Source organism: Cryobacterium sp. N21 (assembly GCF_002929575.1).
GTDB classification, from domain to species: Bacteria; Actinomycetota; Actinomycetes; order Actinomycetales; family Microbacteriaceae; genus Cryobacterium; species Cryobacterium flavum.
Map to the genome: position 1 here is coordinate 85,397 of NZ_PJJQ01000033.1, position 24,181 is coordinate 109,577.

The following is a 24,181-nucleotide window of genomic DNA, read 5'->3' on the forward strand; positions in this document are numbered from 1 at the left end:
CGGTAACCGGCGTAGCGACTGCCGATATTGGGGGCGCACATGGGATGACCCCGGCGCGGGCATCCGTTTAGTCAGTCTTTGGGCGCTTTGAGGTAGCGGCGGATGGCGAGCACGACCACCCAGGCGAGCCCGAGGAGCACGATGCCGCTGCCGATGTAGCCGAACGTGGCGTTCACGCCGGTGGATTCGAGGGGAAGCAGCGCGTGCAGGTCAGTGAAACTCATTGCTTAAGCCAACCACAGTGTGGCGTGCGTGGGGTACGAAAAAGCGCCCCCGTTCCGAAATAACGAGGGCGCCTGATCAAGCGGATGCCGCTACTCGCGGGTCAGCACGAAGATGCGCAGCATTTCGACGTAGAGCCAGACGACGGTCATGATGATGCCGAACGCGCCGGTCCAGCCGTACTTGCGCGGCAGGCGGTTGTTGACGCCCTTCTGGATGAAGTCGAAGTCGAGCACGAGCGAGTACGCGGCCAGGAGTACAGCGAGCAGGCCGATGAGGATGCCGAGCTTGATGTCGAAGTCGAGAATGCTAATGCTCTGGCTGCGCATGCCGAAGGCCTGGTCGGTGGCGCCGAACAGCATCATGCCGAAGTTGATCAGCGAGAACGCGGCGTAGCCGATCATGGCGACCAGGAAGATCTTGGTGGCCTTCTTCGAGGCGCGGATCTTGCCGCTCTTGAACAGGGCGAGCGTGACACCGACGACTACGAGGGTGGCGAGAACCGCCTGCATCACGACGCCCCCGTAGAGGTCCTCGAAGACGCGCGAGATGCCGCCGACGAACAGGCCCTGGGCCCCGGCGAAGGCGAGAATGAGCGGAGCGGACGGCTCCTTCTTGAAGGTGTTGACCAGACCGAGCACGAAACCGGCGATGGCACCCAGAATGAACAGGAACGGGAGCACCGGGGTAGCAACCCAGGAGATCATTGCCGCGACGAGCAGCAGCGCGAAGCCGAGGCCGGTCTTGGTGATGGTGTCTTCGTAGGTCATGCGTTCGGTGTCCTGCGCACCGGCCGAGGGCCGGTTGTACATCGACTGCAGATCGTTGTCCGAGAGGGCCTGCGACGACGCCACTGCGCCGCGAGGGCCGAACGCCTCGTTGCGGGAGAAAGCGGGGTTGGAGGATGCCATGTGTTGCTGTACTCACAATCAGCTGGTGGAGTTTGGGTGCGCCTGGTGCGGCACTTCCTCCACGGTACCCGAGAGCACGTGCGAATGTGCAGGGGATCAGCCGATTTGCAGCATTGCAGGCGGTGTTTCGCACCCATTTCGCTGTGAGCGGATGCCGGCCCCCAGCATCCGTTCTGGCCCCGTTGTTAGCCTGAAACCATGCAACCGATCGTGATTGGCCACCGCGGGGCGAGCGGGCACCGGCCCGAGCACACCCGCAGCGCATTCGACCTCGCCTTCGGCCTCGGCGCCGACGCGGTCGAACCCGACCTCGTCGCCACCCGCGACGGGGTGCTGGTGATCCGCCACGAAAACGAGATCTCCGGCACAACGGATGTCGCCACCCGCGCCGAATTCTCCGCTCGCCGCACCGAGAAACACATCGACGGAACGCTCGTCACCGGCTGGTTCACCGAGGACTTCACCTGGGACGAACTGCGCACCCTGCGGGCCAGGGAACGACTGCCCGCCCTGCGGCAGGGCAACACCACCTTCGACGACCAACAGCCGATCCTGCGCCTGCGCGACCTGTTCGACCTGGTCGATGACGCAGCCGAACACACCGACCGGGTGCTCGGTATCGTGGCCGAAATTAAGCACAGCAACTACTTCGCGAGCCTCGACCTGCCACTGCCCGAGCTGTTCGCCGCCGAGGTCTCCGCCGCAGGCTGGAACACCGACCGGCTCACCGTGGAGAGCTTCGAACCGAGCGTGCTCGCGCAGGTTCGGGCCCAGGGCGTGCGTGGCAAACGCATCTTTCTGCTCGAAGACCAGGGGCACCCGGCCGACCAACTCGCCGAGTACGGGGCCGGTGCGCTCAGCTACGCCGCCCACCTCACCGCTGGCGGGCTCTCGAGCCTGGCGGCGGGCCGCTCGGCCGGCGGCTCCCGCAGCAGCATGGGCTCGAGCACGGCCACGAGTGACATCGGGGTGGACGGCATCAGCGTTCCCAAGTCGCTCATCCTCAAAACGGATGACGCGGGTGACGTGATCGGGGCCTCCGCTCTGGTCGAGGATGCGCACGCCGCCGGACTGGAGGTCTACTGCTGGACTTTGCGCCCGGAGAACAAGTTTCTGGAGACAACCTTTCAGAGCGGCACCCGAAAGGCGGATTTCGGCCACTGGCAATCCGAGTTTCGCCTGATTTTCGACTCGGGCGTCGACGGGGTGTTCGCCGACCACCCCGATCTGGCCGTGCACGTGCGCGACGAGCGGCGCTGACCCGTGGGCGTCATCCCGGCCTCGTGTCAGGGGCCTCGCCTACACTGGAAACCGACATGACCACACCTCTGAACGCGGAATCCGCACCCGTCACCACCGGCCGCTCGGCCACGCCGATCATTCTCGATTCCAATGGGTATGCAGGCCCGGGCGGTACGCAGCAGAGTCCCTTGCTTGACGGGCTCAACCCGCAGCAGAAAGAGGCCGTGGAATACCGCGGCCAGGCCTTGCTCATCATCGCTGGCGCCGGGTCGGGCAAGACCAGTGTGCTCACCCGTCGCGTCGCGAGCCTGCTCGAAACCCGCGATGCCTGGCCGAGCCAGATTCTCGCGATTACCTTTACCAATAAGGCCGCCGCCGAGATGCGCGAGCGGGTGCACGCCATCCTCGGGCAGGGCTCAGACGGCATGTGGATCAGCACCTTCCACTCCTCCTGCGTGCGCATCCTGCGCCGCGAAGCCGAAAAGATCGGCCTGTCCAGCACGTTCAGCATCTACGACTCGGCCGACACCAAGGTCACGCTCAAGCGCATCATCAAGGGCCTCGACGCCGATACCTACGGATTCACGCCGGGGTCAGCGGGCGCCAAGATCTCCAAGCTCAAGAACGAGCTCGCCGATGCCGATTCCTATGCGCGCAACGCCAACATGAGCGACCCGCAGGAGGTCATGTTCGTCGAGATTTTTCGGCAGTACCAGGCCCGACTGCGCGCAGCGAGCGCGCTCGACTTCGACGACCTCATCGGCGAGACGGTCTACCTGTTCCGTGCTTTTCCCAAGGTCGCCGCGCTCTACCGGCGCCGCTTTCGGCACCTGCTGGTCGACGAATACCAGGACACCAACCACGCCCAGTACGCCCTCGTGCACGAGCTCACCCGACCGGTCACGCCCGAGCTCGCCCAGGAGATGGAAGACGACGGCGTGCACGTGCGCAACCTGCGCGACGCGTCCGGCGCCATCCCCGGGGCGTCACTCACCGTGGTCGGCGATTCCGACCAATCGATCTACGCCTTCCGTGGCGCCGACACCCGCAACATCAGCGGGTTCGAGCGGGACTACCCGGGCGCTAGGGTGATTCTGCTCGAGCAGAACTACCGGTCGACCCAGAATATTCTCTCGGCGGCGAACGCCGTGATCGGCCACAACTTCGACCGTACAGACAAGAAATTGTGGAGCGCCGGCGGCGACGGCGAGAAGATCGTCGGCTTCACCGCCTACTCCGGGCACGACGAAGCCCAGTTCGTCTCCGACGAAATCCAGGTGCTGCACGCGGCCGGCATGGCCTACCGAGACATGGCCGTGTTCTACCGCACCAACGCCCAGACCCGAGCGCTCGAAGAAATCCTGGTGCGCTCCGCGACCCCCTACCGGGTGGTCGGCGGCACCAAGTTCTACGAGCGGGCCGAGATCAAGGACGCCCTGGCCTACCTCATCGCCGTCGCCAACCCGGTCGACGAACTCGCCCTGCGCCGCATCCTCAACACCCCGAAGCGCGGCATCGGCCCGGCCACCGAAACCGGTCTGTCGAGCTTCGCCGACGACAACGAACTCACCTTTCGCCAAGCCATGCGCAATTCCGCCGCGCTCGGCCTCGGCCCCAAGGTGACCGGCGCCATCCTCAAACTTGCCGAACTGCTCGATGCCGCCGCGCTCATGCTGGTACCGACCTCGGTCACCGACGACGGCGTGCCGGTCGGCGGTGCCAACGTCTCCGAAGTGCTCGAATTTCTGTTGAACGGCAGCGGGCTGCTCGCCGGCTTACGAAACAGCCGCGATCCGCAAGACGAGGTGCGCGCCGAGAACATCGAAGAGCTCGTGGCCCAGACCAAGGACTTCAACAAGGAGAACCCCGACGGCGGTCTCGTCGACTTTCTCACCCAGGTGTCACTCGTGGCCGCCGCCGACGACCTCGACGATGCCTCGGGAACCGTATCCCTGATGACCCTGCACACCGCGAAGGGCCTCGAATACGAGGCAGTGTTCCTCACCGGAGTGGAAGAGGGGCTGCTTCCGCACCAGATGTCGGCGAACGAGCCCGGCGGCCCGGCCGAGGAACGCCGCCTGTTCTACGTGGGCATCACCCGCGCCCGCAAACGGCTTTACCTCTCCCTCGCCATGACCCGCGCTCAGTTCGGCGACATCAACGTGGCCATGCCGAGTCGATACCTACAGGAGATTCCGGCCGACCTGATCGACTGGAAGCAGTCGCCGGGCATGGCCAATTCCCGTGGTGGCACCCAGCCGCGAGCCCTCAATGCGCGACGCGACGGTGGCTTCGGTGGGTTCGGTAATTCACTGGGCACCGGCTCGAACGATGGTTACGGCGGGCGCAGCAGCTACGGCACCAGCAAACAACCGGTCGGCCTGCCGCCCGGCAAGCCGAAGACGGAGTGGGCGAACAAGATCACCGGAACGGTGCGCGACAACGGTGGCCTCGAGCTTCAGGCGGGTGACCGCATTCGCCACCACGACTTCGGCGAGGGCCGGGTCAACCAGGTCACCGGCGAAGGTACCAAGCGCATCGCGCACGTGCAGTTCGACACTGCGGGCGCCAAAAAGCTGTTGATCAAGATCGCCCCGATCGAAAAGATCTAGCGAGCACCCCGTTCAACCCGCGCCAGGGCCGGAACCGGGCCAGCCCGAATCCCTGCGCCAGCCCGATTCCTTGCGCCAGCCCGAATCCTTGAGGCAGTGGGCGCTCAACCTGCGCTCCTTCCAGTTCGAGGTCGCCACCCGGGCAGCGGTCGCCGCCGCGCTGCCACTCACCGTTCTCGTGCTCACCGGCCAGCTCGACTGGGCCGCCTACGCGGCCTTCGGCGCCATGACAGCGCTGTTCGGCCGGAACGAGCCCTACCGGGTGCGGCTGCGCACGGTCACCGTTGCCGGCACACTCATGCTCGCGATCATCTGCTGCCCGGCCCGTCAGGCCAGCTCGGCGCCGAGATTCTGATCGGCCGACACTACGGCGCCGCCCTGCTGTTCGTGACCCCGCTCGCCCTCACCGTGCTGCACCTCACCAGCCCGGTACCGGTTCCGGCGCTGCTGGTCGATCGCGTGCTCGAGACCGTGCTGCGCCGCGTCTTCGCCCTGGTGATCGTGCTGCTCGCGCGGGCGAGAGTCCGGCTGAAAAACAGGCATTGACGACACACAGACTGTTCACAGGTTATCGATAGCTGTTCGATGGCCCCCCGGTCGATGCTCTACTCATGAGCCTCGACACGCGCACCAACCGAACCGGCCAGGCGCCCACACGCCGCACCCGTACGGCGTTGCAGCATCCCGCCTACCAGAAGCGGATGCGCCTCGCCGACAGCCTGCAGATTCTCTGCGTGGCGTCGGTCGCCATCGTCATCGCCATCTTTCTCGCCGACGGGGGAGCAGCCAAGTTCTCCGCTCCGGCCGACGCTTTCACCTCGCTCGGAATCGTCGCCGGACTGGTCGGAACCGACCTGCTGCTCGTGATGCTCGTGCTGGCCGCGCGGCTGCCCCCGATCGACCGCGCTTTCGGACACGACCAAGCCATGGCCGTGCACCAGTCGCTCGGCAAGCCCGCCCTCTATCTCATCCTCGGCCACGCGGCGCTGCTCATCACCGGCTATGCCCTCGCCGAAAACGTGAACGTGTTCGTCGAGGTCTGGAACATGTTCACGACCCTGCCCGACATGCCGCTCGCCTTCCTCGGCCTCGCGCTCATGCTCGGTGTCGTGATCACCTCGCTCGTGGTCGTGCGCCGTAAGTTTCGCTACGAGGCCTGGCACGCCGTGCACCTACTCGCCTACCTCTCGGTGCTGGCCGCCATCCCGCACCAGCTGAGCATCGGCAACCTGCTCAGCGAGGGGGCCATTGCCCGCTACTACTGGCTCGCCCTCTACGTGGCGGTCGCCGGCTCCATCATCGTGTTTCGCTTTCTGCTTCCGGTCTCCCGGTCATTGCGTCATCAGCTGATCGTCGACCGCATCGACGCCGTCGCTCCGGGCGTGGTCTCCATCACACTGACCGGCCGGCAGCTGGACAAACTCCGGGCGACCTCCGGGCAGTTCTTCGTCTGGCGGTTCTGGTCCCACGGACTCTGGTGGCAGGCGCACCCCTTCTCCCTGTCGTCAGCGCCGAGCGAGCGCGGACTGCGCATCACGGTGCGCGGTCTCGGCGATGCCTCGCAGCAGCTTCCGCAGCTGAAGCGCGGCACCCGAGTGAGCTTCGAAGGCCCGTACGGGCTCTTCACCGAGAACGCTCGCACGTCGCCCCGCGTTGTCTTGATCGCCGCCGGCATCGGCGTCGCCCCCATCCGCTCGCTGCTGGAAACGGTATCGTTCGCGCCGGGCAACGCCACCGTGCTGCTGCGCTCGCACAGCCTCGGCGATGCTTACCTGGTCGACGAGCTGACCGACCTGTGCCGGGTGCGCGGCGCTGAACTGCGCATCATCGCCGGAAAACGTCCCAAGGGCGTGAGTACCTGGCTGCCAGCGGATGCCGCCCGCGCCGGCATCACCCTGCGCAAGATCGTGCCCGAACTGCTCCACTGCGATATCTACATCTGCGGTCCCCGCCCGTGGACCGACGCCGTTGTGCGAGACGCCCGCGCCGGCGGGGTCCCCAAGAAGCAGATCCACTACGAAAGGTTTGACTGGTGAGAGCACGTGCCGTAGCACTGGCCGCACTGGCCTCCGTCTCGATCGTCGGCATCGGCTGGCAGCTCGGCTCGCAGGCTATCGACGCCTCGCAGAGCCTGACCGCAGCCACCGGTACCGGCGCAGCCACCGCCGCCGCCTCGGCCGCAACGGATGCCGCCGCCCAGGCCGCAGCGACCGCGAAAGCGGCCGCCGACGCTGCGGCCACAGCCCAAGCCCAGGCCGATGCCGCCAACACTGCTGCCTCGACGAAGGCAGCAGCGGATGCGGCGGCAGTAGCAACAGCCGCGGCCGACGCAGCTGCGGCTGCCAACGCGGTTGCAGCCACCGCGGCGACCGCATCGTCGCAATCGGGAAGCTTCACCGGCTCGGTCGTCGCCACCCAGTTCGGCAACATGCAGGTGTCCGTGACGATCGCCAACGGGGCGATCACCGAGGTCACTCCGCTGCAGCTGACCAACCGTGGCGGCCGATCGGTTGCCATCAGCAACCAGGCCGCGCCGATCTTGCGCTCCGAGGTGCTCGCGGCCCAATCCGCGAGCGTGCAAAACGTGAGTGGCGCCACCTACACGACCCAGGGCTACCTGCGGTCGCTGCAGTCGGCCCTCGATACGGCCGGGTTCTAGGTGCCTGCCGTGTGCCGCGACTCTGAGCGGATGCCCGCGCTCACCTTTGCAACGATGGGCACCGTCGTCAGTTTGCGACTCGGCGATTTCGCTGCCGATACCGCTGCCGGTGACCTGGTCGAGACAGTGTTTCGGCGCTGGGATCAGCAATTCAGCCTCTACCGAGACGACTCGGAGCTGTCTCGGGTCGCGCGCGGGGACATCCGTTTGACCGACGCGAGTGAGAGCCTGCGCAACTGTTACGCCCTCACGCTGGACTGGCGGGATCGCACCCGGGGCGTATTCACTCCGCATCGTGCGGATGGCGTGATCGACCTGTCCGGGGTGGTCAAGGCGCTCGCCATCGCCGAAGCCGGGGCGGCCCTGATCGCGAGCGGCTTCGCCGACTGGTCGATCAACGCCGGCGGTGACGTGCTGGTCAGTGGTCAGCCGGGCGAACGATTTGAGGCGTGGGAGTCCGCCGACAGTGCGATGCCGACCGGGCATCGAGTGGCGGCGCCGGCCGCGGTGACCGAGCACCTCGAATGGGTCGTGGCGATCGTCAATCCATTCGATCGGGGTGACGTGATTGCGAGCGTGCCGCTGCGGCATCCGCTTCGAGCCGTGGCCACCTCGGGCAGCGCGGAACGCGGCGAGCACATCTGGACGGCGTTGAACGGTGAGCCGTCGCCGTTTCGCCAGGTGAGCGTTTTTGCCGCCGATATCGTCACGGCCGACGTGCTCGCGACGGCGATCGTGGCTGGCGGCGAGGCGACGCTGAACGAAATGACCGAGCGCTTTCCCATCGATGTTCTCGCCGTGTTGCGTGACGGCCAGTTGCTCGCGACACCGGGGCTGCGCCGGGCCGAATAGGTCATTTCAGACTGCCCGGACAGTTTGTACCTGGCGCTTGATCGACCGCAGCTTCGACCTCGATCTGGATCCAGACGCCTACGCCGATCTCGACTTCGACAACGACGACCGGTACTGATCAGCTGTTCGGTCGTGGCTGACCGGTCGTGCTTGGTCAGTCGTTATCGAGCAGGCGGTGGTCGGGGTCGAGGGTGCCGAGCAGTCGACCGCAGATCTCGCTGAGCTGGCCGACCTGGCGGGCGGTGAGCGGGTCGAACACCACGGTGCGCACCTCATCGACGTGGCCGGGAGCGCTGGCGACGACCTTCTGCCAGCCCGTTTCGGTGAGGCGGGCCAGGGAGGCGCGGGCATCCGCTTGCGAGGCACAGCGGGTGATGTAGCCCTGCGTTTCCAGGCGGGTGAGCACGTGCGAGAGCCGGGAGAGGGAGGAGTTGGTGCGTGAGGCGAGTTCACTGAGCGGCAACGAGTGTTCGTCGTTCTCGGAGATCATGGCGAGCACGTAGTACTCGAAGTGGCTGAGGCCGGCGTCACGTTTCAGCTCGGACTCCAGGCGGGCCGGGAGCAGCATCGTGACCGCCATCAGGCGCAGCCAGGCGATGCGCTCGTCCTCGGTGAGCCAGCGCGGCTCCGGGGTGCGTTGGGGAGGGGAAGTCATAACAGACAATCTACCAGTTGACTTGACGTTTCAACTAAAAAGCCCTAGGTTTTAGTTGTTGCTTCAAGTAAGTAACATCCACATCGTGAACATGACCAACAGGCCTCACCCCCCCAATAGAAAGAGAATTCTAATGACTGACATCGTTATCATCGGCAGCGGCAACATGGCTCGCGGCATCGGAACCCGTGCAGTGGCGGCCGGCCGCAGCGTGCAGATTCTCGGCCAGGACCTGGCCAAGGCGGCGGCGCTCGCTGCCGAACTCGGGGCATCCGTTACCAGCGGCCCGGTCGACTTCGCTGCCGTCGACGGCGACATCGTCGTGCTCGCCGTTCCCTACGACGCGGCTCGCACCCTTGTGACCGGCTACGGCGCCGCACTCGCCGGCAAGACCGTGATCGACATCACCAACCCGATCGACTTCACGACCTTCGACTCCCTCACCGTCGCCCCCGGCACCTCAGCGGCCGAAGAGCTCGCCAAGCTCGCCGCTGACGGCGTCAACATCGTTAAGGCCTTCAACACGACCTTCGCTGGCACGCTCGTCACCGGGTCGGTCGCCGGCCAGCCGCTCGACGTGTTCGTCGCGAGTGACTCCGACACGGCCAAAGCCGCCGTCGAGTCGTTCGTCGCCGACGCCGGACTCAACCCCATCGATGTTGGACCGCTGCGTCGCGCCCGCGAGCTCGAGGGCTTCCAACTGCTCATCATGACCCTGCAGGTCAACCCGGCACACGCCTCGTACAACTGGAACACCGGCCTCAAGGTGCTCGCCTAGGCGCAGATCCGGCTGGGCGCCGCCCGCCCGCCCAGGAGGCGGCGTGCAACACCCTAGGCTCGCAGCATGACCCTGACCGACGAACGGATGCGTCGGCCAGCGACGCTCGCCCGCAGTCTGCTCGTGGCGGTCGGCGCCGGGATCGCGACCGGGCTGCTGGCCCGCGCGCTGTATGCAGTGCTGCCGGAGCCGTGGACCACGCTCGCCAACACCAGCGCGCTGTGGGGCCTGCTTCCGTTCACCGTTGCAGCGCTGACCCGAACCCGCGGGTCGCGCGCGATCCTGCTTGGCGTGACCGCGCTGGTGGCGATGGTCGCAACCTGGGCCGTGCTCGGCCCGGAGTCGCAGCCACCCCGCGTGCTCGTGCTGTGGGGGATCGTCGCCATCGGCGCCGGCGCGCTGTGTGGGCTGGCGGGTGGCCTGGCCGGCCGACGGCATCCGCTCGCGCACCGATTGGGTTTGGCCGTGATGAGCGGGCTCGTCCTCGGCGAGGCGTTCTACGGCGCGCTGCTGATCGGCGGCCCGCAGTGGTGGGGCGAGGGCGCCCTGGGCCTGCTCCTGGCTCTCGGCGGAGGTCGCCGCTGGCCAGACCGGGCAGTGGCGCTCGCGCTGGCCGCTCTGATGGCGGCCAGCCTGTTCGGCGTCTACCTGCTCTTTGACGCAATCGCCGCCGGCTAGAACCGTTGCGGCCGACAGACTAGGCGGGGGTCGGCATCTGCTGGCGAGAGGCGTGCTGCACGAGCGCGGCGATGGCCCGCCAGCCGAGCAGGAACACGCCGAGCACGATAGTCGTGACGATCGCGAAACTGAGCTGCACGCCCTGGCCGCTGGCCAGGCGCAGCAGCAGGCCGCCGGCCACGGTGGCGATCCAGATGCCGATGCCGGTCCAGACGATCGTGCGTGGGTGACGCCAGGCACGCAGCACCAGCCAGCCGATGATCAGACCGCCGAGGAACGGCCAGTAGGTCACGCCGATGCCGGCCAGGCTTTCGCCGTGGCTGAGACGGCCGATCGCGGCGAAGGCCAGAACGAGGACCGCGTCGAGCACGCCAGCGGTGCGGATTGATGATCGAGGAATGGGGCCAGCCCCGATGTGCAGTGATGCCATATTTTCAGCCTATCCACGCGATGAGGGCGTAACCCGGAGTTGCCTGTGAGCCATCGTCTTAGATGCCGCCGCCGATCAGCGCACCGATGACATAGGTCACCGCGAGGGCGAGAATGCCGCCGATGACGATGCGGGCGATGGCGCGCGGCTTGGGGCTGTTGCCGAGGTGGGCGCTGAGCCAGCCGGTGATGACGAGGGCCACCAGCACCGCGAAGAAAGTGGCTCCGATGCGCCACTCGGCCGGTGGCAGCAGCACGGCGAGCAGGGGCAGTGCAGCGCCGACGGTGAATGCGATAGCGGATGCGTACGCCGCGTGCCAGGGATTCGACACATCCTGCTCGGTGATGTGCAGCTCGACTTCGAGGTGCGCGGCGAGGGCGTCATGCTCGGTGAGCTCGATTGCCACCTGTTGGGCGGTCTGGCTGGAGAGCCCCTTGGCCTCGTAGAATCCGGCCAGTTCGGCGAGTTCCTCGTCGGGCTCGTTCTCGAGTTCCCAGGTTTCTTTGGCGATGAGGGCGCGTTCGGAGTCGCGCTGGCTGCTCACCGACACATACTCGCCGAGGGCCATCGAAATCGCGCCGGCGAGCAGGCTCGCGACACCGGCGATGAGAATCACATTGGAATCGGTGGTCGCGGCGGCGACTCCGACGACGAGGGCGGCGACGGAGACGATGCCGTCATTCGCGCCCAGAACACCGGCGCGCAACCAGTTCAGCCGGGAGGCGAGCCCGGCGGCGTGCGGTTCCACCGCTTGAGCAAGATCAGTCATAGCACTAGATAAGCACTCGGTGGCGGCGTCGTCCAGCAAGGTGTGGCTAGCCTTCGCGCTGGCATTTTGTGGCGGCACAGCGCCGTTTCGGGCGCCTATGGTGTGCGCCGTGACGTTCAATTCACGCGATAGAGTTTTCAAGGGCCAGTATGTCTTGATGTCGAGCTAATTTACGGCCGGACTGCTGTTACCAACAACCTCATATATCTTCACCGGCGGTGTGATCGCCAAGACGCGGATTGGAAGAGCAGCGTGGATCTTTACGAGTACCAAGCGAGAGACCTCTTTGAGGAATATGGTGTGCCGGTTCTGCCGGGCATCATCGCGGACACCCCCGCCGAAGTACGTGCAGCGGCCGAGAAGCTCGGTGGCGTTGTCGTCGTCAAGGCACAGGTCAAGGTTGGCGGCCGCGGCAAGGCCGGCGGCGTCAAGGTAGCTAAGACTCCGGATGACGCCGAGGCCGCCGGTCGCGACATTCTGGGCCTGGACATCAAGGGCCACACCGTTCACCGCGTCATGGTGGCCGGCGGCGCCCGCATCAAGGCGGAGTTCTACTTCTCCGTGCTGCTGGACCGGTCCAACCGGTCCTACCTGTCGCTCGCCAGCTACGAGGGTGGCGTGGAGATCGAAGTTCTCGCTGTCGAGAAGCCCGAAGCGCTCGCCTACACGGCCGTCGACCCGATGGTCGGCATCGACCTCGCCGTTGCGAAGCAGATCGCGATCGACGCCAAGTTCCCGGCCGACCTCGTCGACAAAGTCGCTCCGGTCTTCGTCAAGCTGTACAACGTATTCAAGGGTGAAGACGCGACCCTGGTCGAGGTCAACCCGCTCGTCCTCACCGAAGAGGGCGACATCATCGCGCTCGACGGCAAGGTCACGATCGACGAGAACGCCGACTTCCGTCACCCCAAGCATGCCCTCCTCGAGGATGCCGCTGCGGCTGACCCGCTCGAAGCCAAGGCCAAGGCTGCCGGCCTCAACTACGTGAAGCTCGACGGTGAAGTCGGCATCATCGGCAACGGCGCTGGACTGGTCATGAGTACCCTCGACGTCGTCGCCTACGCCGGCGAGAACTTCGGCAGCGTCAAGCCGGCCAACTTCCTCGACATCGGGGGCGGAGCATCCGCTGAGGTCATGGCCGCCGGCCTCGACGTCATTCTCGGTGACCCGCAGGTCAAGAGCGTGTTCGTCAACGTCTTCGGCGGTATCACCGCGTGTGACGCCGTCGCCAAGGGCATCGTGGGCGCGCTCGCCGAGCTCGGTTCGAGCGCCAACAAGCCGCTCGTGGTGCGCCTCGACGGCAACAACGTCGAGGAGGGTCGTCGCATCCTCTCCGAGGCGAACCACCCGCTCGTAACACTGGCCGCCACCATGGACGAGGGCGCCGCCAAGGCCGCCGAACTCGCCCACGCAGCGAAGTAAGGGACAACTCAGAATGTCAATCTTCCTCAACAAGGACTCCAAGGTCATCGTTCAGGGCATCACCGGAGGTGAGGGCTCCAAGCACACCGCCCTCATGCTCAAGGCCGGTACCCAGGTCGTCGGTGGCGTCAACGCTCGCAAGGCCGGCAGCGTTGTCGTGCACGGCGACGTTGAACTCCCCGTCTTCGGCACCGTCAAAGAAGCCATCGAGAAGACCGGCGCCGACGTCTCCATCGTCTTCGTACCGCCGGTGTTCACCAAGGACGCCGTCATCGAAGCGATTGACGCCGAGATTCCGCTGCTCGTCATCATCACCGAGGGTGTTCCCGTGCAGGACTCGGCCGAGTTCTGGGCCTACGCCATCAAAAAGGGCAACAAGACCCGCATCATCGGCCCGAACTGCCCCGGCATCATCACGCCCGGTGAGGCACTCGTCGGCATCACGCCGGCGAACATCACCGTCAAGGGCCCGGTCGGACTCGTCTCCAAGTCGGGCACGCTGACCTACCAGATGATGTACGAACTGCGCGACCTGGGCTTCTCCACCGCGATCGGCATCGGTGGCGACCCCATCATCGGCACCACGCACATCGATGCGCTCGAAGCCTTCGAGAACGACCCGGAGACCAAGGCGATCGTCATGATCGGCGAAATCGGCGGCGACGCTGAAGAGAAGGCCGCCGAGTACATCAAGGCGCACGTAACGAAGCCGGTCATCGGCTACGTGGCCGGTTTCACCGCGCCCGAGGGTAAGACCATGGGCCACGCCGGCGCCATCGTCTCCGACGGAGCCGGAACCGCCCAAGGCAAGAAGGAGGCCCTCGAGGCCGCCGGAGTCAAGGTCGGCAAGACGCCGAGCGAGGCTGCCACCCTGCTGCGCGAGGCACTCGCCGCACTGTAGATCGCTTTAATGAGGGGCTCGCCGGAACGTCGGCGGGCCCCTTTTGCGCGCGTGGCGTTCCAATCTGCGGATATTTCAGCGGATGCCCGAGGCGGGCCGCGCGACGACGCGGCGGTTCGCGCGCGCCCGAGCCGCGACGGCAGAATATCCGCAGTTATGAACGGAGGCCGGGGTAGAAGCTCAGCGTGGGCGCGTGCTGGTGAGCATTGTCGGCCCGGCGATATAGGCTCGCAACGGATGAACCGCATAACGACCGCCCTGCTCGCCGCTCTCGAGGCTCTACTTGTTGTCGCCATTGGTATTGGCATTGCCATGGTGCCGCTCACCGTACTCTGGGCTGCCCATTTCGGCTTGTCGGTGGAATGGTTCGTGTTCTGGCGGGCGGCCGCCGATATCTGGCTGCTCGGCAACGGCGTCGACCTCACGGTGCAACTCGGCCCCGACGTCGCCGCAGCCCTCGGCCTGGCCGGCGCCGACACTCCCTTCCTCATCTCGGTCGTGCCGCTCGGTTTCGCCATGCTGAGCGTGCTCATGGGCGTGCACACCGGCCGTCGCGCGGCCGAGACCCCGCACCGCTGGACCGGCGTCGGCGTCGCCGTGGGCACGTATGCCATTCTGGCCGCGCTCGTGACCCTGTCCGCCGTGTCGAAAACGGTGGCACCCAACCAACTGCAGGGGCTGCTGCTGCCGACGCTCGTCTACGCTGCCGGAGTTCTGGTGGGGGCCGAACTGGGGCGGCGCAAGGCTGCGGGGGCCGTGGAGGGTCGGGACCGTGTGAGTCGCGGCATCCGCTCGTGGTACCAGCGCATGCCGCAGACCACTCGCACCGTCATCGAGGGCGCCCTGCGCGGCGGAACCGCCGCCGCCGCCGGCGTTCTCATCGTTTCGGCTGTGGCCGTGACCGCGCTCATCGCCCTCAACTACGCGACCATCATCGGGCTCTACGAGGCGGTTCAGGCCGGCGTTTTCGGCGGCGCCACCATCACCCTGGCGCAGCTCGCACTCATTCCCAACCTGGTGATCTGGGCCGCCGCCTGGTTCGTCGGGCCCGGCATCGCGCTCGGCGTCGGCACCACCGTCTCGCCGATCGGCACCGTGGTTGGCACCCTGCCCGGTCTGCCGCTGTTCGGTGCGCTGCCGCAGGGCACTCCGGCCTACGGCTTTCTCGGGCTGCTCGTGCCCGTGCTCTTGGGCTTTATCCTCGCCGTCGTGACCCGGCAATTTCTTGACCGTCGGGGAGCGCCAGAGCGCACCAGCCTCGAGCACGTGCTCACCGGACTGGGCATGGGCGTCGTCGGCGGGGCGCTCCTCGGCTTGTTGGCCTGGTGGTCGGCGGGCGCCATGGGCCCCGGTCGCCTCGCCCTGGTCGGGCCAAATCCGCTGCTGGTCGGCGCCCTCGCGGCAGCCGAAATCGGCGTTGCAGCGGCCCTCGGCATGCTGGCCGGCCGCGTTCGGCTCCCCTCGGTGCGTGCCGCCAAACGGTAAGCTCGAGACCGTGCTGTCTATTGTCGTGTTGATCTCCGGCGGAGGATCGAATCTGCGAGCCCTGCTGGAGGCGTCAGAAGACGCCGAGTTTCCCGCCAGAATCGTGGCGATCGGCGCCGACCGTGACGCCGACGGCCTCGAACTCGGCGTCGAATTCGGCATCCCGGCCTTCTCCGTTCCCTTCTCGTCGTTTCCCGACCGCGCCGCCTGGGGCGACGAACTACTTTCGCAAATTCAGCAGTGGCAGCCCGACCTGGTCGTGCTCAGCGGCATGATGCGCCTGCTGCCGCCGCGCGTGGTCGCCGCGCTGTCGCCGAACCTGATCAACACGCATCCGGCCTACCTCCCCGAATTTCCGGGCGCACACGCGGTGCGTGACGCCCTCGCTGCCGGGGCCGTGCAGACCGGTGCGAGCATCATCGTGGTCGACAACGGTGTCGACGAGGGCCCCATCCTGGTGCAGGAACGCGTCGACGTGCTGCCAGGCGATACCGAAACTTCCCTGCAGAATCGCATCAAGATCGTCGAGCGTCGCCTGCTCATCCAGGCCGTGCTCGACATCGCCAACGGACACATGAACCTCAAGGAGAACTCCAACGCATGAGTGGACACACCAACGCGCCCAGCTCGTACCGTAACCGCGACCAGATCGTAATCGAGCGCGCACTCATCTCCGTGAGCGACAAGTCCGGCCTGGTCGAGCTCGCCGCAGCCCTGAAAGCGGATGGCGTCGAAATCGTCTCCACCGGTTCGACGGCGGCCACCATTCGCGCCGCCGGCGTAGACGTAACCGATGTCGCGGCGGTCACCGGCTTTCCGGAGTCCCTCGACGGCCGGGTCAAGACCCTGCACCCCGGCGTGCACGCCGGCATCCTCGCCGACCTGCGGCTCGAAACGCACGAAGCTCAGCTCACAGAGCTCGGCATCAAGGCGTTCCAGCTCGTCGTCGTCAACCTGTACCCCTTCGTCGAGACCGCCCTGAGCGGCGCAGAGCCGGCCGATGTGATCGAGCAGGTCGACATCGGTGGGCCGGCATTGGTGCGGGCATCCGCTAAAAACCACGCGAACGTGGCCATCGTCGTCGACCCGGCCAACTACGGCGAGATCATCGCCGCCGTCGCGGATGGTGGCTCGACCCTCAAACTGCGCCAGAAGCTCGCCTCGCTCGCCTTCGAGCACACCGCCGACTACGACCTCAGCGTCTCGGCGTGGTTCACCGAGAACGTCTACGACCAGTGGCAGGACGACACCGAGGCGCTGGGCGAAGACGTCACGTTCTCCACCATCGACGACGACGACGAAGAGGAATCCACCTTTCCCGCCGGCCTCGGTATCGAGGTCACCCGCGACGCCATTCTGCGCTACGGCGAGAACTCGCACCAGGCTGCCGCGCTCTACGTGGGCGAAGGCGGCCGGGGCATCGCCCAGGCCAAGCAGCTGCACGGCAAGGAAATGTCGTACAACAATTATGTCGACGCGGATGCCGCGGTGCGCGCCGCCTTCGACTTCAGTGAGCCGGCCGTCGCCATCGTCAAGCACGCCAATCCGTGTGGCATCGCCGTTGCCAAGCCCAATGCACCGGATGCCATCGCCTCCGCGCACCTGCGCGCGCACGCCTGCGACCCGATCTCCGCGTTCGGCGGCGTGATCGCCGCGAACCGCGTCGTCACCCTCGGCATGGCCGAAACCATCAGCGAGATCTTCACCGAGGTGCTCGTCGCCCCCGGTTTCGAACCCGCCGCGGTGGAACTGCTCACCAAGAAGAAGAACATCCGCCTGCTCGAACTGCCGGCCGACTACGAGCGTTCCTCGCTCGAACTGCACCAGATTTCCGGCGGCCTGCTCGTGCAAGAGACCGACAGCTTTGAGGGCTTCAGCTCGGCCGGCTGGACTCTCGTGGCCGGCCCCGAAGTGGATGCTGCCACCCGCGCCGACCTGGAATTCGCGTGGAAGTCCTGCCGTTCCGTGAAGTCGAACGCGATTCTGCTGGCGCACGCCGGGGCATCCGTCGGTGTGGGAATGGGCCAGGTCAACCGGGTCGACTCCTGTCACCTCGCTGTGAGCCGGGCTGGCGAACGCGCCGAGGGATCGGTCGCTGCGTCGGACGCGTTTTTCCCTTTCGCTGACGGGCTCGAAGTTCTGCTCGACGCCGGCATCGCGGCGGTCGTGCAGCCCGGCGGATCGGTGCGCGACCCCGAGGTCATCGCCGCGGCCACCGCGGCCGGTGTCTCGATGTACTTCACCGGGGAGCGTCACTTCTTCCACTAGAACAAACGCGAGAAGCACCGCGCGATATTGAATCGGGGGTGCTTTTTGCATGCCTGGGCCGGTTATCCTGTTCGAGGCGGTGCCACACACCGGCTCCGCCGCATTCGGCCCACAAAGCCCGAGACAACGGAGTTTCCATGACCCTCACGCATCCAGCCGCCGCCCTCGACTCCCTCGCGCAGACAACACTGTCCCACGAGAAAGTGCTGATCACGACCGGGGAACGCTCCGGACTGCTGATCACGGTGGCCGTTCATTCCACCCGCCTCGGCCAGGCCCTCGGCGGCGCCCGCCTCTGGCAGTACGCGAGCTGGACCGACGCGGTCGCCGACGCTCTGCGGCTCTCCGCCGCCATGACCCTCAAGAACGCGGCCGCCGGTCTGAACCTGGGCGGCGGCAAATCGGTGATCTACCTGCCGCTTGGCACCGTACTCACCGACGCCCAGAAACGCCTGGCCATGCTCGACCTCGGCGACGCCATCGAAAGCCTGAACGGTGCCTACATGACCGCCGAAGACGTGGGCACGAGCGCCGAACTCATGGCCATCGTCGCCGGACGCACGAGCCACGTCTGCGGACTGCCCGCCGCGAGCGGCGGAGTCGGCGAACCAGCCGATGCCACAGCGGCCGGAGTTTACTCGAGCATCGAATCCACCCTGGAGGCCCTGTTCGGCAGCCGCGAGGTGCCGGGCCGCCACCTCGTCATCTCCGGACTCGGCCAGGTCGGCGGACGCCTCGCGCGGGCACTCGCCGCAGCCGGCGCCACCCTCACCGTCACCGACATCAACCCCGACAAGCGTGCCGTCGCCGACGAACTTGGAGCCAGCTGGGTGTCCGTCGCCGACGCCCACCGGGTACACGCTGACCTGTTCGTGCCGTGCGGCCTCGGCGGCGTACTGAGCGCATCCGTCATCGCGGAGCTGAACGTGCTCGGCGTCTGCGGCGCCGCCAACAACCAGCTTGCGACACCGGCCGGGGCGGCCCAGCTGGATGCGCGAGGCATCCTCTGGGCACCGGATTTCGTCGTCAACGCTGGCGGGGTCGTCTACCTCGCCATGGCGAGCGAACCGAACGCCGACCTCGCGCAGATCACCGCGCGCGTCGCGGGCATCGGCTCCGTGCTGACCCAGATCTTCACGGATGCCCGCGCCAACGAGATCACGACGCTCGCCGCCGCCGAGATGCTCGCCGCGGCGCGGCTGGGCGCCGCCCGGTAGCCCGTTCGCTCGCCCTGGCGCGCCCGCTTCGAGCGCCGAGAGCTATTGGCGCTAGGTAAACCTGCTGGCGCGCCTGGCAGGTCGGTCGCGCCAGCAGCTCGAGGCCACCGGTGCAGCTTTCGGCCGCGCGACAACGTGGTCTGCGGTCTGCGCCCGGGGCACTACTCGCGGAGGTCGGCCGGGATTGTCGGAACGACGCGTGCGGCCGCACGGCGCTCCTTGAGCGTCGTGCGTGCGGCCTTGCCCAGTTCGGTGAGAATGGGGATTCCGGAGAGCAGGATGATGCCGATGATGAAGAACTCGGAATACTTCTCGACGAAGGCGATCTGGCCGAGGAAGAACCCGACCAGGGTGAGTCCGACGCCCCAGGCGAAGGCGCCAATGGCGTTGTAGGTCACGAAGCTGCCGTAGCGCATCTTGCCGACACCGGCGGCAACCGGCACGAAGGCCCGAAAGACCGGCAGAAAACGGGCCAGAATAATGGACTTGCCGCCGTGCTTGGCGAAAAAGGCGTTGGTGCGCTCCACGTTCTTCGGGTTGAAGAAGCGGTTCTTCTCCCGCGAGAACACCGCGGGGCCGGCTTTTCGGCCGATGACATAGGCCAGCTGGTCACCGGCGAAGGCGGCCATGAAGACCACCAGGCAGGTCACCCAAATCGGCAGCGGAACAACGCCGGTCGCGGTGAGCAAGCCAACGGTGAACAGCAGGGAATCACCCGGCAGGAATGACAAAACGATGAAACCGGTCTCGATGAACACGACCGCGGCGACGCCCAGAAGCACGAAGGACCCAAACGAGTGGATCAGCCACTCAGAGTCGAGAAAATCGATTCCGAAGAGGGTGGGCAGCATGAAGAATCCTTCCAACGGGCGAGCGCGCGCGGCATGGCCATGCCGAGAAAAGGCGCAGAACCCAGACTACGTGACCTCAGGCTGGGAAATGCCGGGTGGCCATTCCGCCCCGCGGATGCCCCCACCCCAGAAAAACCTTGCGTTCTGCCCCCGTTCCGCCATAGTCTGAAAGGCTGCCTGATCCGGGGGGCATCTGACACATATTCTTGAGGCGCCCAGGAGGCAGACATGACAAAGACAGCACCGATCACGCTCGCAGCGATTGCGACCGACGGCGCACACTTTGGCGTCTCCGCTGGGTCCCCCGCCGCCGCCGTGCGTCTCGTCGGCTAGCCGCGACTCACCCCGCAACGACGAGCGATTCGCTCGTTCAGCCCGGCAGCTCGCTGCCTGCGCGTTCTGTACACGCGCACCCACCGCTCGATACCGGGCATCGCCGACCCGCCAGCGCCGTATGGCGCGAGCGTCTCGGGTGGCGACCACTCGGTCTGGTGACCACAAACATCCGCTTCACGCGCACCCCGCACCACAATCAGGACTGGACCATGACCACCACTGCACCACCGGCACCGCCGCCTCCCACCAACGACGCGGCCGTGCGCAGCAACACCTTTCGCAGCCTGCAACGGCTCTACCCCTATGCCAAACCGGCCCTGCCGCGCATCTATCTCGGCATGGTCGCCGCGCTGCTGGCCGGTCTCGTGGCCCTGGCCATCCCGCAGGTGCTGGCCTGGCTGGTCGACGGCCCGCTCAGCAGCGTCGGCTCCGGCGACAGCGCCTCACAGATCTGGCCGGCCGTGTGGATCGTGCTCGCCCTCGGCGTGGTCGAGGCGATCATGATCGCCCTGCGCCGCTGGTTCGTGCTCACACCCGGCACCCACATCGAGGCGCGCATGCGCAACCACCTCTACGCCCGCCTGCAGGACCTTCCGGTGAGCTTCCACGACCGCTGGCCGAGCGGCCAACTGCTCTCGCGCGCCGTGAGCGATTTGAACCTCATCCGCCGCTGGGTGTCGTTCGGGCTCGTGCTGCTCGTCGTCAACTTTCTCACCATCGTCGTCGGCGTCGTCATTTTGCTGTGGATGCACTGGTTGCTCGGCGTGATCTTCGTGGTCTGCTCGATTCCGATCTGGATCTACGGTTACGTCTTCGAGGAGAAATACTCGGTGATCGCCAGGCGCAGCCAGGACCAGTCCGGCGACCTCGCCACCGCGGTCGAGGAATCGGTGCACGGCATTCGCGTGCTCAAGGCCTTCGGTCGTGGCTCGTTCGCGCTCAAGAACTTCGCCTCACAGGCCGAAAGCCTGCGCGGCACCGAGATCGAGAAAGCCCGCGCCATTGCCGGCATCTGGCTCTGGCTGCTGCTGGTTCCCGATGTGGCGTTCGCGCTCTGCCTCGTCGCCGGCGTCTGGCTCACCAGTCAGGGCGACCTGAGCGGTGGCGAGCTGCTCGCATTCTTCGCCACGGCGACGGTGCTGCGGTTTCCGGTGGAATCGATCGGTTTTCTGCTGTCGATGACCTTCGACGCGCGCACCGCGACCGACCGGTTCTTCGACATTCTCGACACCCCGAACGACATCACCGACCCGGCCGCTCCGGTCATCCTGAACGCGCCGCTCGGCCGGCTCGCGTTCGACAACGTGCACTTTCGCTACCCCGACTCGCCGGAGCGTTTTCCCGACCTGCTCGACGGCATCGACCTCGTGCTCGAACCGGGGGAGACCATGGCGCTGGTCGGACTCACCGGCTCGGGCAAGAGCACGCTGACGGCCCTGACCACCCGGCTGTACGACGTGACGGCCGGTTCAGTGACGCTCGACGGTGTCGACGTGCGCGCGCTCAGCCGTGAGGAGCTGCGCCGCCACTTGGCGATGGCCTTCGAGGACGCCACGCTGTTCTCCGCCTCCGTTCGCGACAACGTGCTGCTCGGGCGCGCTGACCTGGCCGAAAACAGTCCCGAAGCGGATGCCGCGCTCGCGCAGGCCCTGCAGATCGCCCAGGCCGGCTTTGTGCACGACCTGCCGCTCGGCGTCGACACCCTCGTCGGCGAGGAGGGCATGAGTCTGTCCGGCGGGCAACGGCAGCGCCTCGCCCTGGCGCGCGCGGTCGCGGCGCGGCCATCCGTTTTGATTTTGGATGACCCCCTCTCGGCGCTCGATGTGAACACCGAATCGCTCGTGGAGAACGCGCTCCGCGAGGTGCTCGTCGACACGACGGCGCTCATCGTGGCGCACCGCCCGTCGACGGTCATGCTCGCCGACCGGGTGGCGCTGCTCGAAGACGGCCGCATCACGGCGGTCGGTACGCACTCCGAACTGCTGCGCACCAGCCCGCACTACACCTTCGTCATCTCCAGTCTGGAAGACGAAGAACGCCGAGAATCGATCCGAGCGGAGGAAGTACTGTGAGCGTCACCGGAGTACAGGGTGAGGAACGCCACGACTTCACCAAGGCTGAAAGCAAGCAGATTCGGGCCCGTTCGCTGCGGCTGCTCGGTTCGCTGCTGCTGCCGGTGCGCGGCAAGGTCGTGCTCGCCATGCTCGTGGTGGTCGTCTCGACCGCCGCGCAGGTGGCCGGCCCGGCCCTGATCGCGTTCGGCATCGACCGCGGATTACCGGCGCTACTGAAGCAGGACTGGATGCCGTTGGCCGCGACCGGCGGGATCTACCTGGTTGCCGGGGTGCTCGGCGCGCTGCTCATCGCCTGGTACACCGTTCTGAGCGCCCGAGTGAGCCAGGCCGTGCTGATCGACCTGCGCAAGCGCGTGTTTGTGCACACGCAGAAGCTGAGCCTCGAATTTCACGAGTCGTACACCTCGGGCCGCATCATCTCCCGCCAGACCAGTGACCTCGACGCCATTCGGGAGCTGCTCGACTCGGGGATCAACCAGCTGGTGCAGGGCATCCTCTATATGTCGTTCACCGCGATCGCCCTGGTGCTGTTCGACGGCACGAGCGGACTCGTGCTGCTGTGTGCGCTCCTGCCGCTGGTCATTCTCACCCGCTGGTTCCAGGTGCGCTCGCAGAGCCTGTTCCGGCAGTCGCGGGTCGCGTCGGCGAGCCTGATCGTGCGTTTCGTTGAAACCATGACCGGCATTCGTGCCGTGAAGGCGTTTCGCACCGAGAAGCACAACGAGTCGGTGTTCGGACAACTCGTCGAGAGCTACCGGCAGGTCAACGCGCGGGTGATCCAGCTGTTCGGAGTTTTCGACCCCGGACTGGTGCTGATCGGCAACGTGACGGTCGCCGCCGTGCTGCTGGTGGGCGGCTTTCGGGTGGCCGACGGCGACCTCGCCATCGGCGCGCTGCTCGCGATACTGCTCTACACCCGCCGGTTCTTCGACCCGATGGAGGAGATGGCGATGTTCTACAACTCCTACCAGTCGGCCGCCGCGGCGCTCGAGAAGATCTCGGGTGTGCTCGAGGAACGTCCGGGCGTACCCGATCCGGTCGCCCCGGTCGACCTCTGGGAGGCCCGCGGACGGGTGCGCTTCGAGAACGTGCAGTTCGCCTACCAGGCCGATCGGGAGATTCTGCCGCACTTCGACCTCGACATTCCGGCCGGGCAGACCATCGCCCTGGTCGGGTCGACCGGTGCGGGCAAGTCCACGCTCGCCAAGCTCATGAGCCGCTTCTACGACCCGACGGATGGCCGGGTGCGGCTCGACGACGTCGACCTGCGCGACCTGCACCCCAAGGACCTGCGGCGCGCGATCGTCATGGTCACCCAGGAGGCCTACCTGTTCAGTGGGTCGGTGGCGGAGAACATCGCGATCGGCAAACCGGATGCCTCGGCGTACGACATCCGCGCCGCCGCGGCCGCCGTCGGTGCTCACGACTTTATCGAGAGCCTGCCGAACGGGTATGACACCGACGTCAACAAGCGCGGCGGGAGGGTGTCGGCCGGACAGCGTCAGCTGATCTCGTTTGCGCGCGCTTTCCTTGCCAACCCGGCGGTGCTCATTCTCGATGAGGCGACGTCGTCGCTCGACATTCCGAGTGAACGGCTGGTGCAGGAGGCGCTGCAGACGTTGCTGGCCGATCGCACTGCCGTGATCATCGCGCACCGCCTGTCGACGGTTGCGATCGCCGACCGGGTGCTCGTGATGGAACACGGGCGCATCGTGGAGGACGGCACCCCGAACGACCTCATCTCGGGAACCGGGCGCTTCGCGACGATGCACGCCGCCTGGCGCGACTCCCTGGTGTAGAGCGGGCGAGGCCGCCGAC

Annotated in this window: 23 protein-coding genes; 17 read left to right on the forward strand and 6 right to left on the reverse strand. The window is 66.6% G+C overall.

Annotated elements, in window-relative coordinates; all coding sequences use genetic code 11:
* Positions 1 to 71: 71 nt before the first annotated feature.
* Both CXY77_RS20145 and CXY77_RS10735 read right to left on the reverse strand, forming a co-directional pair.
* Positions 72 to 224, reverse strand: a complete 153-nt coding sequence (locus CXY77_RS20145; protein WP_158252815.1) for a hypothetical protein — start codon at positions 222 to 224, stop codon at positions 72 to 74.
* Between the two features lie 90 nt (positions 225 to 314).
* Positions 315 to 1,133, reverse strand: a complete 819-nt coding sequence (locus tag CXY77_RS10735) for a Bax inhibitor-1/YccA family protein (RefSeq protein ID WP_104130053.1) — start codon at positions 1,131 to 1,133, stop codon at positions 315 to 317.
* Between the two features lie 198 nt (positions 1,134 to 1,331).
* Between CXY77_RS10735 and CXY77_RS10740 the strand changes: the two genes are divergently transcribed.
* The 7 genes from CXY77_RS10740 to CXY77_RS10765 all read left to right on the forward strand — a co-directional run bounded on the left by CXY77_RS10740 (position 1,332) and on the right by CXY77_RS10765 (position 8,498).
* Complete coding sequence (locus CXY77_RS10740) at positions 1,332 to 2,393, forward strand: glycerophosphodiester phosphodiesterase family protein (RefSeq protein ID WP_092339340.1); 1,062 nt, start codon at positions 1,332 to 1,334, stop codon at positions 2,391 to 2,393.
* A gap of 56 nt (positions 2,394 to 2,449) precedes the next feature.
* Positions 2,450 to 4,987 (forward strand): ATP-dependent helicase, encoded by a 2,538-nt coding sequence (locus tag CXY77_RS10745; RefSeq protein WP_104089527.1) that lies wholly within the window; start codon positions 2,450 to 2,452, stop codon positions 4,985 to 4,987.
* Positions 4,988 to 5,075: 88 nt separating this feature from the next.
* A complete protein-coding gene (locus CXY77_RS10750; RefSeq protein ID WP_092339336.1) occupies positions 5,076 to 5,342 on the forward strand; it encodes a hypothetical protein in 267 nt (88 codons plus the stop codon).
* Between the two features lie 32 nt (positions 5,343 to 5,374).
* On the forward strand, positions 5,375 to 5,533 hold the full coding sequence (locus CXY77_RS20150; RefSeq protein WP_158252816.1) for a hypothetical protein: 159 nt from the start codon (positions 5,375 to 5,377) through the stop codon (positions 5,531 to 5,533).
* A gap of 65 nt (positions 5,534 to 5,598) precedes the next feature.
* Positions 5,599 to 7,023: a ferric reductase-like transmembrane domain-containing protein gene (locus CXY77_RS10755; protein ID WP_233197346.1), complete on the forward strand. Its 1,425-nt coding sequence runs from the start codon at positions 5,599 to 5,601 to the stop codon at positions 7,021 to 7,023.
* Positions 7,020 to 7,646: an FMN-binding protein gene (locus CXY77_RS20655; protein ID WP_233197347.1), complete on the forward strand. Its 627-nt coding sequence runs from the start codon at positions 7,020 to 7,022 to the stop codon at positions 7,644 to 7,646. Before CXY77_RS10755 ends, CXY77_RS20655 begins: the two co-directional genes overlap by 4 nt.
* Before the next feature lie 9 nt (positions 7,647 to 7,655).
* Entirely contained in the window at positions 7,656 to 8,498 is an 843-nt protein-coding gene (locus CXY77_RS10765) for an FAD:protein FMN transferase (RefSeq protein WP_233197348.1), read from the forward strand.
* Between the two features lie 154 nt (positions 8,499 to 8,652).
* Here the strand turns inward: CXY77_RS10765 and CXY77_RS10770 are convergent, their stop codons facing one another.
* The gene (locus CXY77_RS10770; RefSeq protein ID WP_104130054.1) at positions 8,653 to 9,153 is read right to left on the reverse strand and encodes a MarR family winged helix-turn-helix transcriptional regulator; all 501 of its coding nucleotides are present in this window, start codon (positions 9,151 to 9,153) and stop codon (positions 8,653 to 8,655) included.
* Positions 9,154 to 9,286: 133 nt separating this feature from the next.
* Here CXY77_RS10770 and CXY77_RS10775 point away from each other — a divergent pair, with 133 nt between their 5' ends.
* Both CXY77_RS10775 and CXY77_RS10780 read left to right on the forward strand, forming a co-directional pair.
* A complete protein-coding gene (locus tag CXY77_RS10775) occupies positions 9,287 to 9,931 on the forward strand; it encodes an NADPH-dependent F420 reductase (RefSeq protein ID WP_104130055.1) in 645 nt (214 codons plus the stop codon).
* Positions 9,932 to 9,997: 66 nt separating this feature from the next.
* Positions 9,998 to 10,609, forward strand: coding sequence for a DUF6518 family protein (locus CXY77_RS10780; RefSeq protein WP_104089531.1), 612 nt, complete (start codon positions 9,998 to 10,000; stop codon positions 10,607 to 10,609).
* A 19-nt stretch (positions 10,610 to 10,628) separates the two neighbouring features.
* Here the strand turns inward: CXY77_RS10780 and CXY77_RS10785 are convergent, their stop codons facing one another.
* Both CXY77_RS10785 and CXY77_RS10790 read right to left on the reverse strand, forming a co-directional pair.
* On the reverse strand, positions 10,629 to 11,039 hold the full coding sequence (locus CXY77_RS10785) for a DUF3054 domain-containing protein (protein WP_104089533.1): 411 nt from the start codon (positions 11,037 to 11,039) through the stop codon (positions 10,629 to 10,631).
* Positions 11,040 to 11,097: 58 nt separating this feature from the next.
* Complete coding sequence (locus CXY77_RS10790; RefSeq protein ID WP_092339326.1) at positions 11,098 to 11,808, reverse strand: VIT family protein; 711 nt, start codon at positions 11,806 to 11,808, stop codon at positions 11,098 to 11,100.
* A 252-nt stretch (positions 11,809 to 12,060) separates the two neighbouring features.
* Here CXY77_RS10790 and sucC point away from each other — a divergent pair, with 252 nt between their 5' ends.
* The 6 genes from sucC (at position 12,061) to CXY77_RS10820 (ending at position 19,101) form a co-directional block, all read left to right on the forward strand.
* Entirely contained in the window at positions 12,061 to 13,230 is a 1,170-nt protein-coding gene (gene sucC / locus CXY77_RS10795) for an ADP-forming succinate--CoA ligase subunit beta (protein WP_092339324.1), read from the forward strand.
* A gap of 13 nt (positions 13,231 to 13,243) precedes the next feature.
* A complete protein-coding gene (gene sucD, locus CXY77_RS10800) occupies positions 13,244 to 14,131 on the forward strand; it encodes a succinate--CoA ligase subunit alpha (protein ID WP_092339322.1) in 888 nt (295 codons plus the stop codon).
* 237 nt (positions 14,132 to 14,368) lie between these two features.
* Positions 14,369 to 15,616 (forward strand): DUF6350 family protein, encoded by a 1,248-nt coding sequence (locus CXY77_RS10805; protein WP_104130056.1) that lies wholly within the window; start codon positions 14,369 to 14,371, stop codon positions 15,614 to 15,616.
* 10 nt (positions 15,617 to 15,626) lie between these two features.
* A complete protein-coding gene (purN, locus tag CXY77_RS10810; protein WP_104089806.1) occupies positions 15,627 to 16,220 on the forward strand; it encodes a phosphoribosylglycinamide formyltransferase in 594 nt (197 codons plus the stop codon).
* Positions 16,217 to 17,884 (forward strand): bifunctional phosphoribosylaminoimidazolecarboxamide formyltransferase/IMP cyclohydrolase, encoded by a 1,668-nt coding sequence (purH, locus tag CXY77_RS10815; RefSeq protein WP_104089534.1) that lies wholly within the window; start codon positions 16,217 to 16,219, stop codon positions 17,882 to 17,884. Before purN ends, purH begins: the two co-directional genes overlap by 4 nt.
* A 137-nt stretch (positions 17,885 to 18,021) precedes the next feature.
* Positions 18,022 to 19,101 carry a Glu/Leu/Phe/Val dehydrogenase dimerization domain-containing protein gene (locus CXY77_RS10820; protein WP_104130057.1) on the forward strand — a complete coding sequence of 360 codons (1,080 nt, stop codon included), beginning with the start codon at positions 18,022 to 18,024 and terminating at the stop codon, positions 19,099 to 19,101.
* A gap of 161 nt (positions 19,102 to 19,262) precedes the next feature.
* Here CXY77_RS10820 and CXY77_RS10825 read toward each other — a convergent pair whose 3' ends face one another.
* Positions 19,263 to 19,952, reverse strand: a complete 690-nt coding sequence (locus CXY77_RS10825; protein WP_092339313.1) for a DedA family protein — start codon at positions 19,950 to 19,952, stop codon at positions 19,263 to 19,265.
* Positions 19,953 to 20,497: 545 nt separating this feature from the next.
* Here CXY77_RS10825 and CXY77_RS10830 point away from each other — a divergent pair.
* Positions 20,498 to 22,360, forward strand: a complete 1,863-nt coding sequence (locus CXY77_RS10830; RefSeq protein ID WP_092339311.1) for an ABC transporter ATP-binding protein — start codon at positions 20,498 to 20,500, stop codon at positions 22,358 to 22,360.
* Complete coding sequence (locus CXY77_RS10835) at positions 22,357 to 24,162, forward strand: ABC transporter ATP-binding protein (RefSeq protein ID WP_104089537.1); 1,806 nt, start codon at positions 22,357 to 22,359, stop codon at positions 24,160 to 24,162. The genes CXY77_RS10830 and CXY77_RS10835 overlap by 4 nt, the downstream gene beginning before the upstream one ends.
* The last annotated feature ends 19 nt before the right edge of the window (positions 24,163 to 24,181 follow it).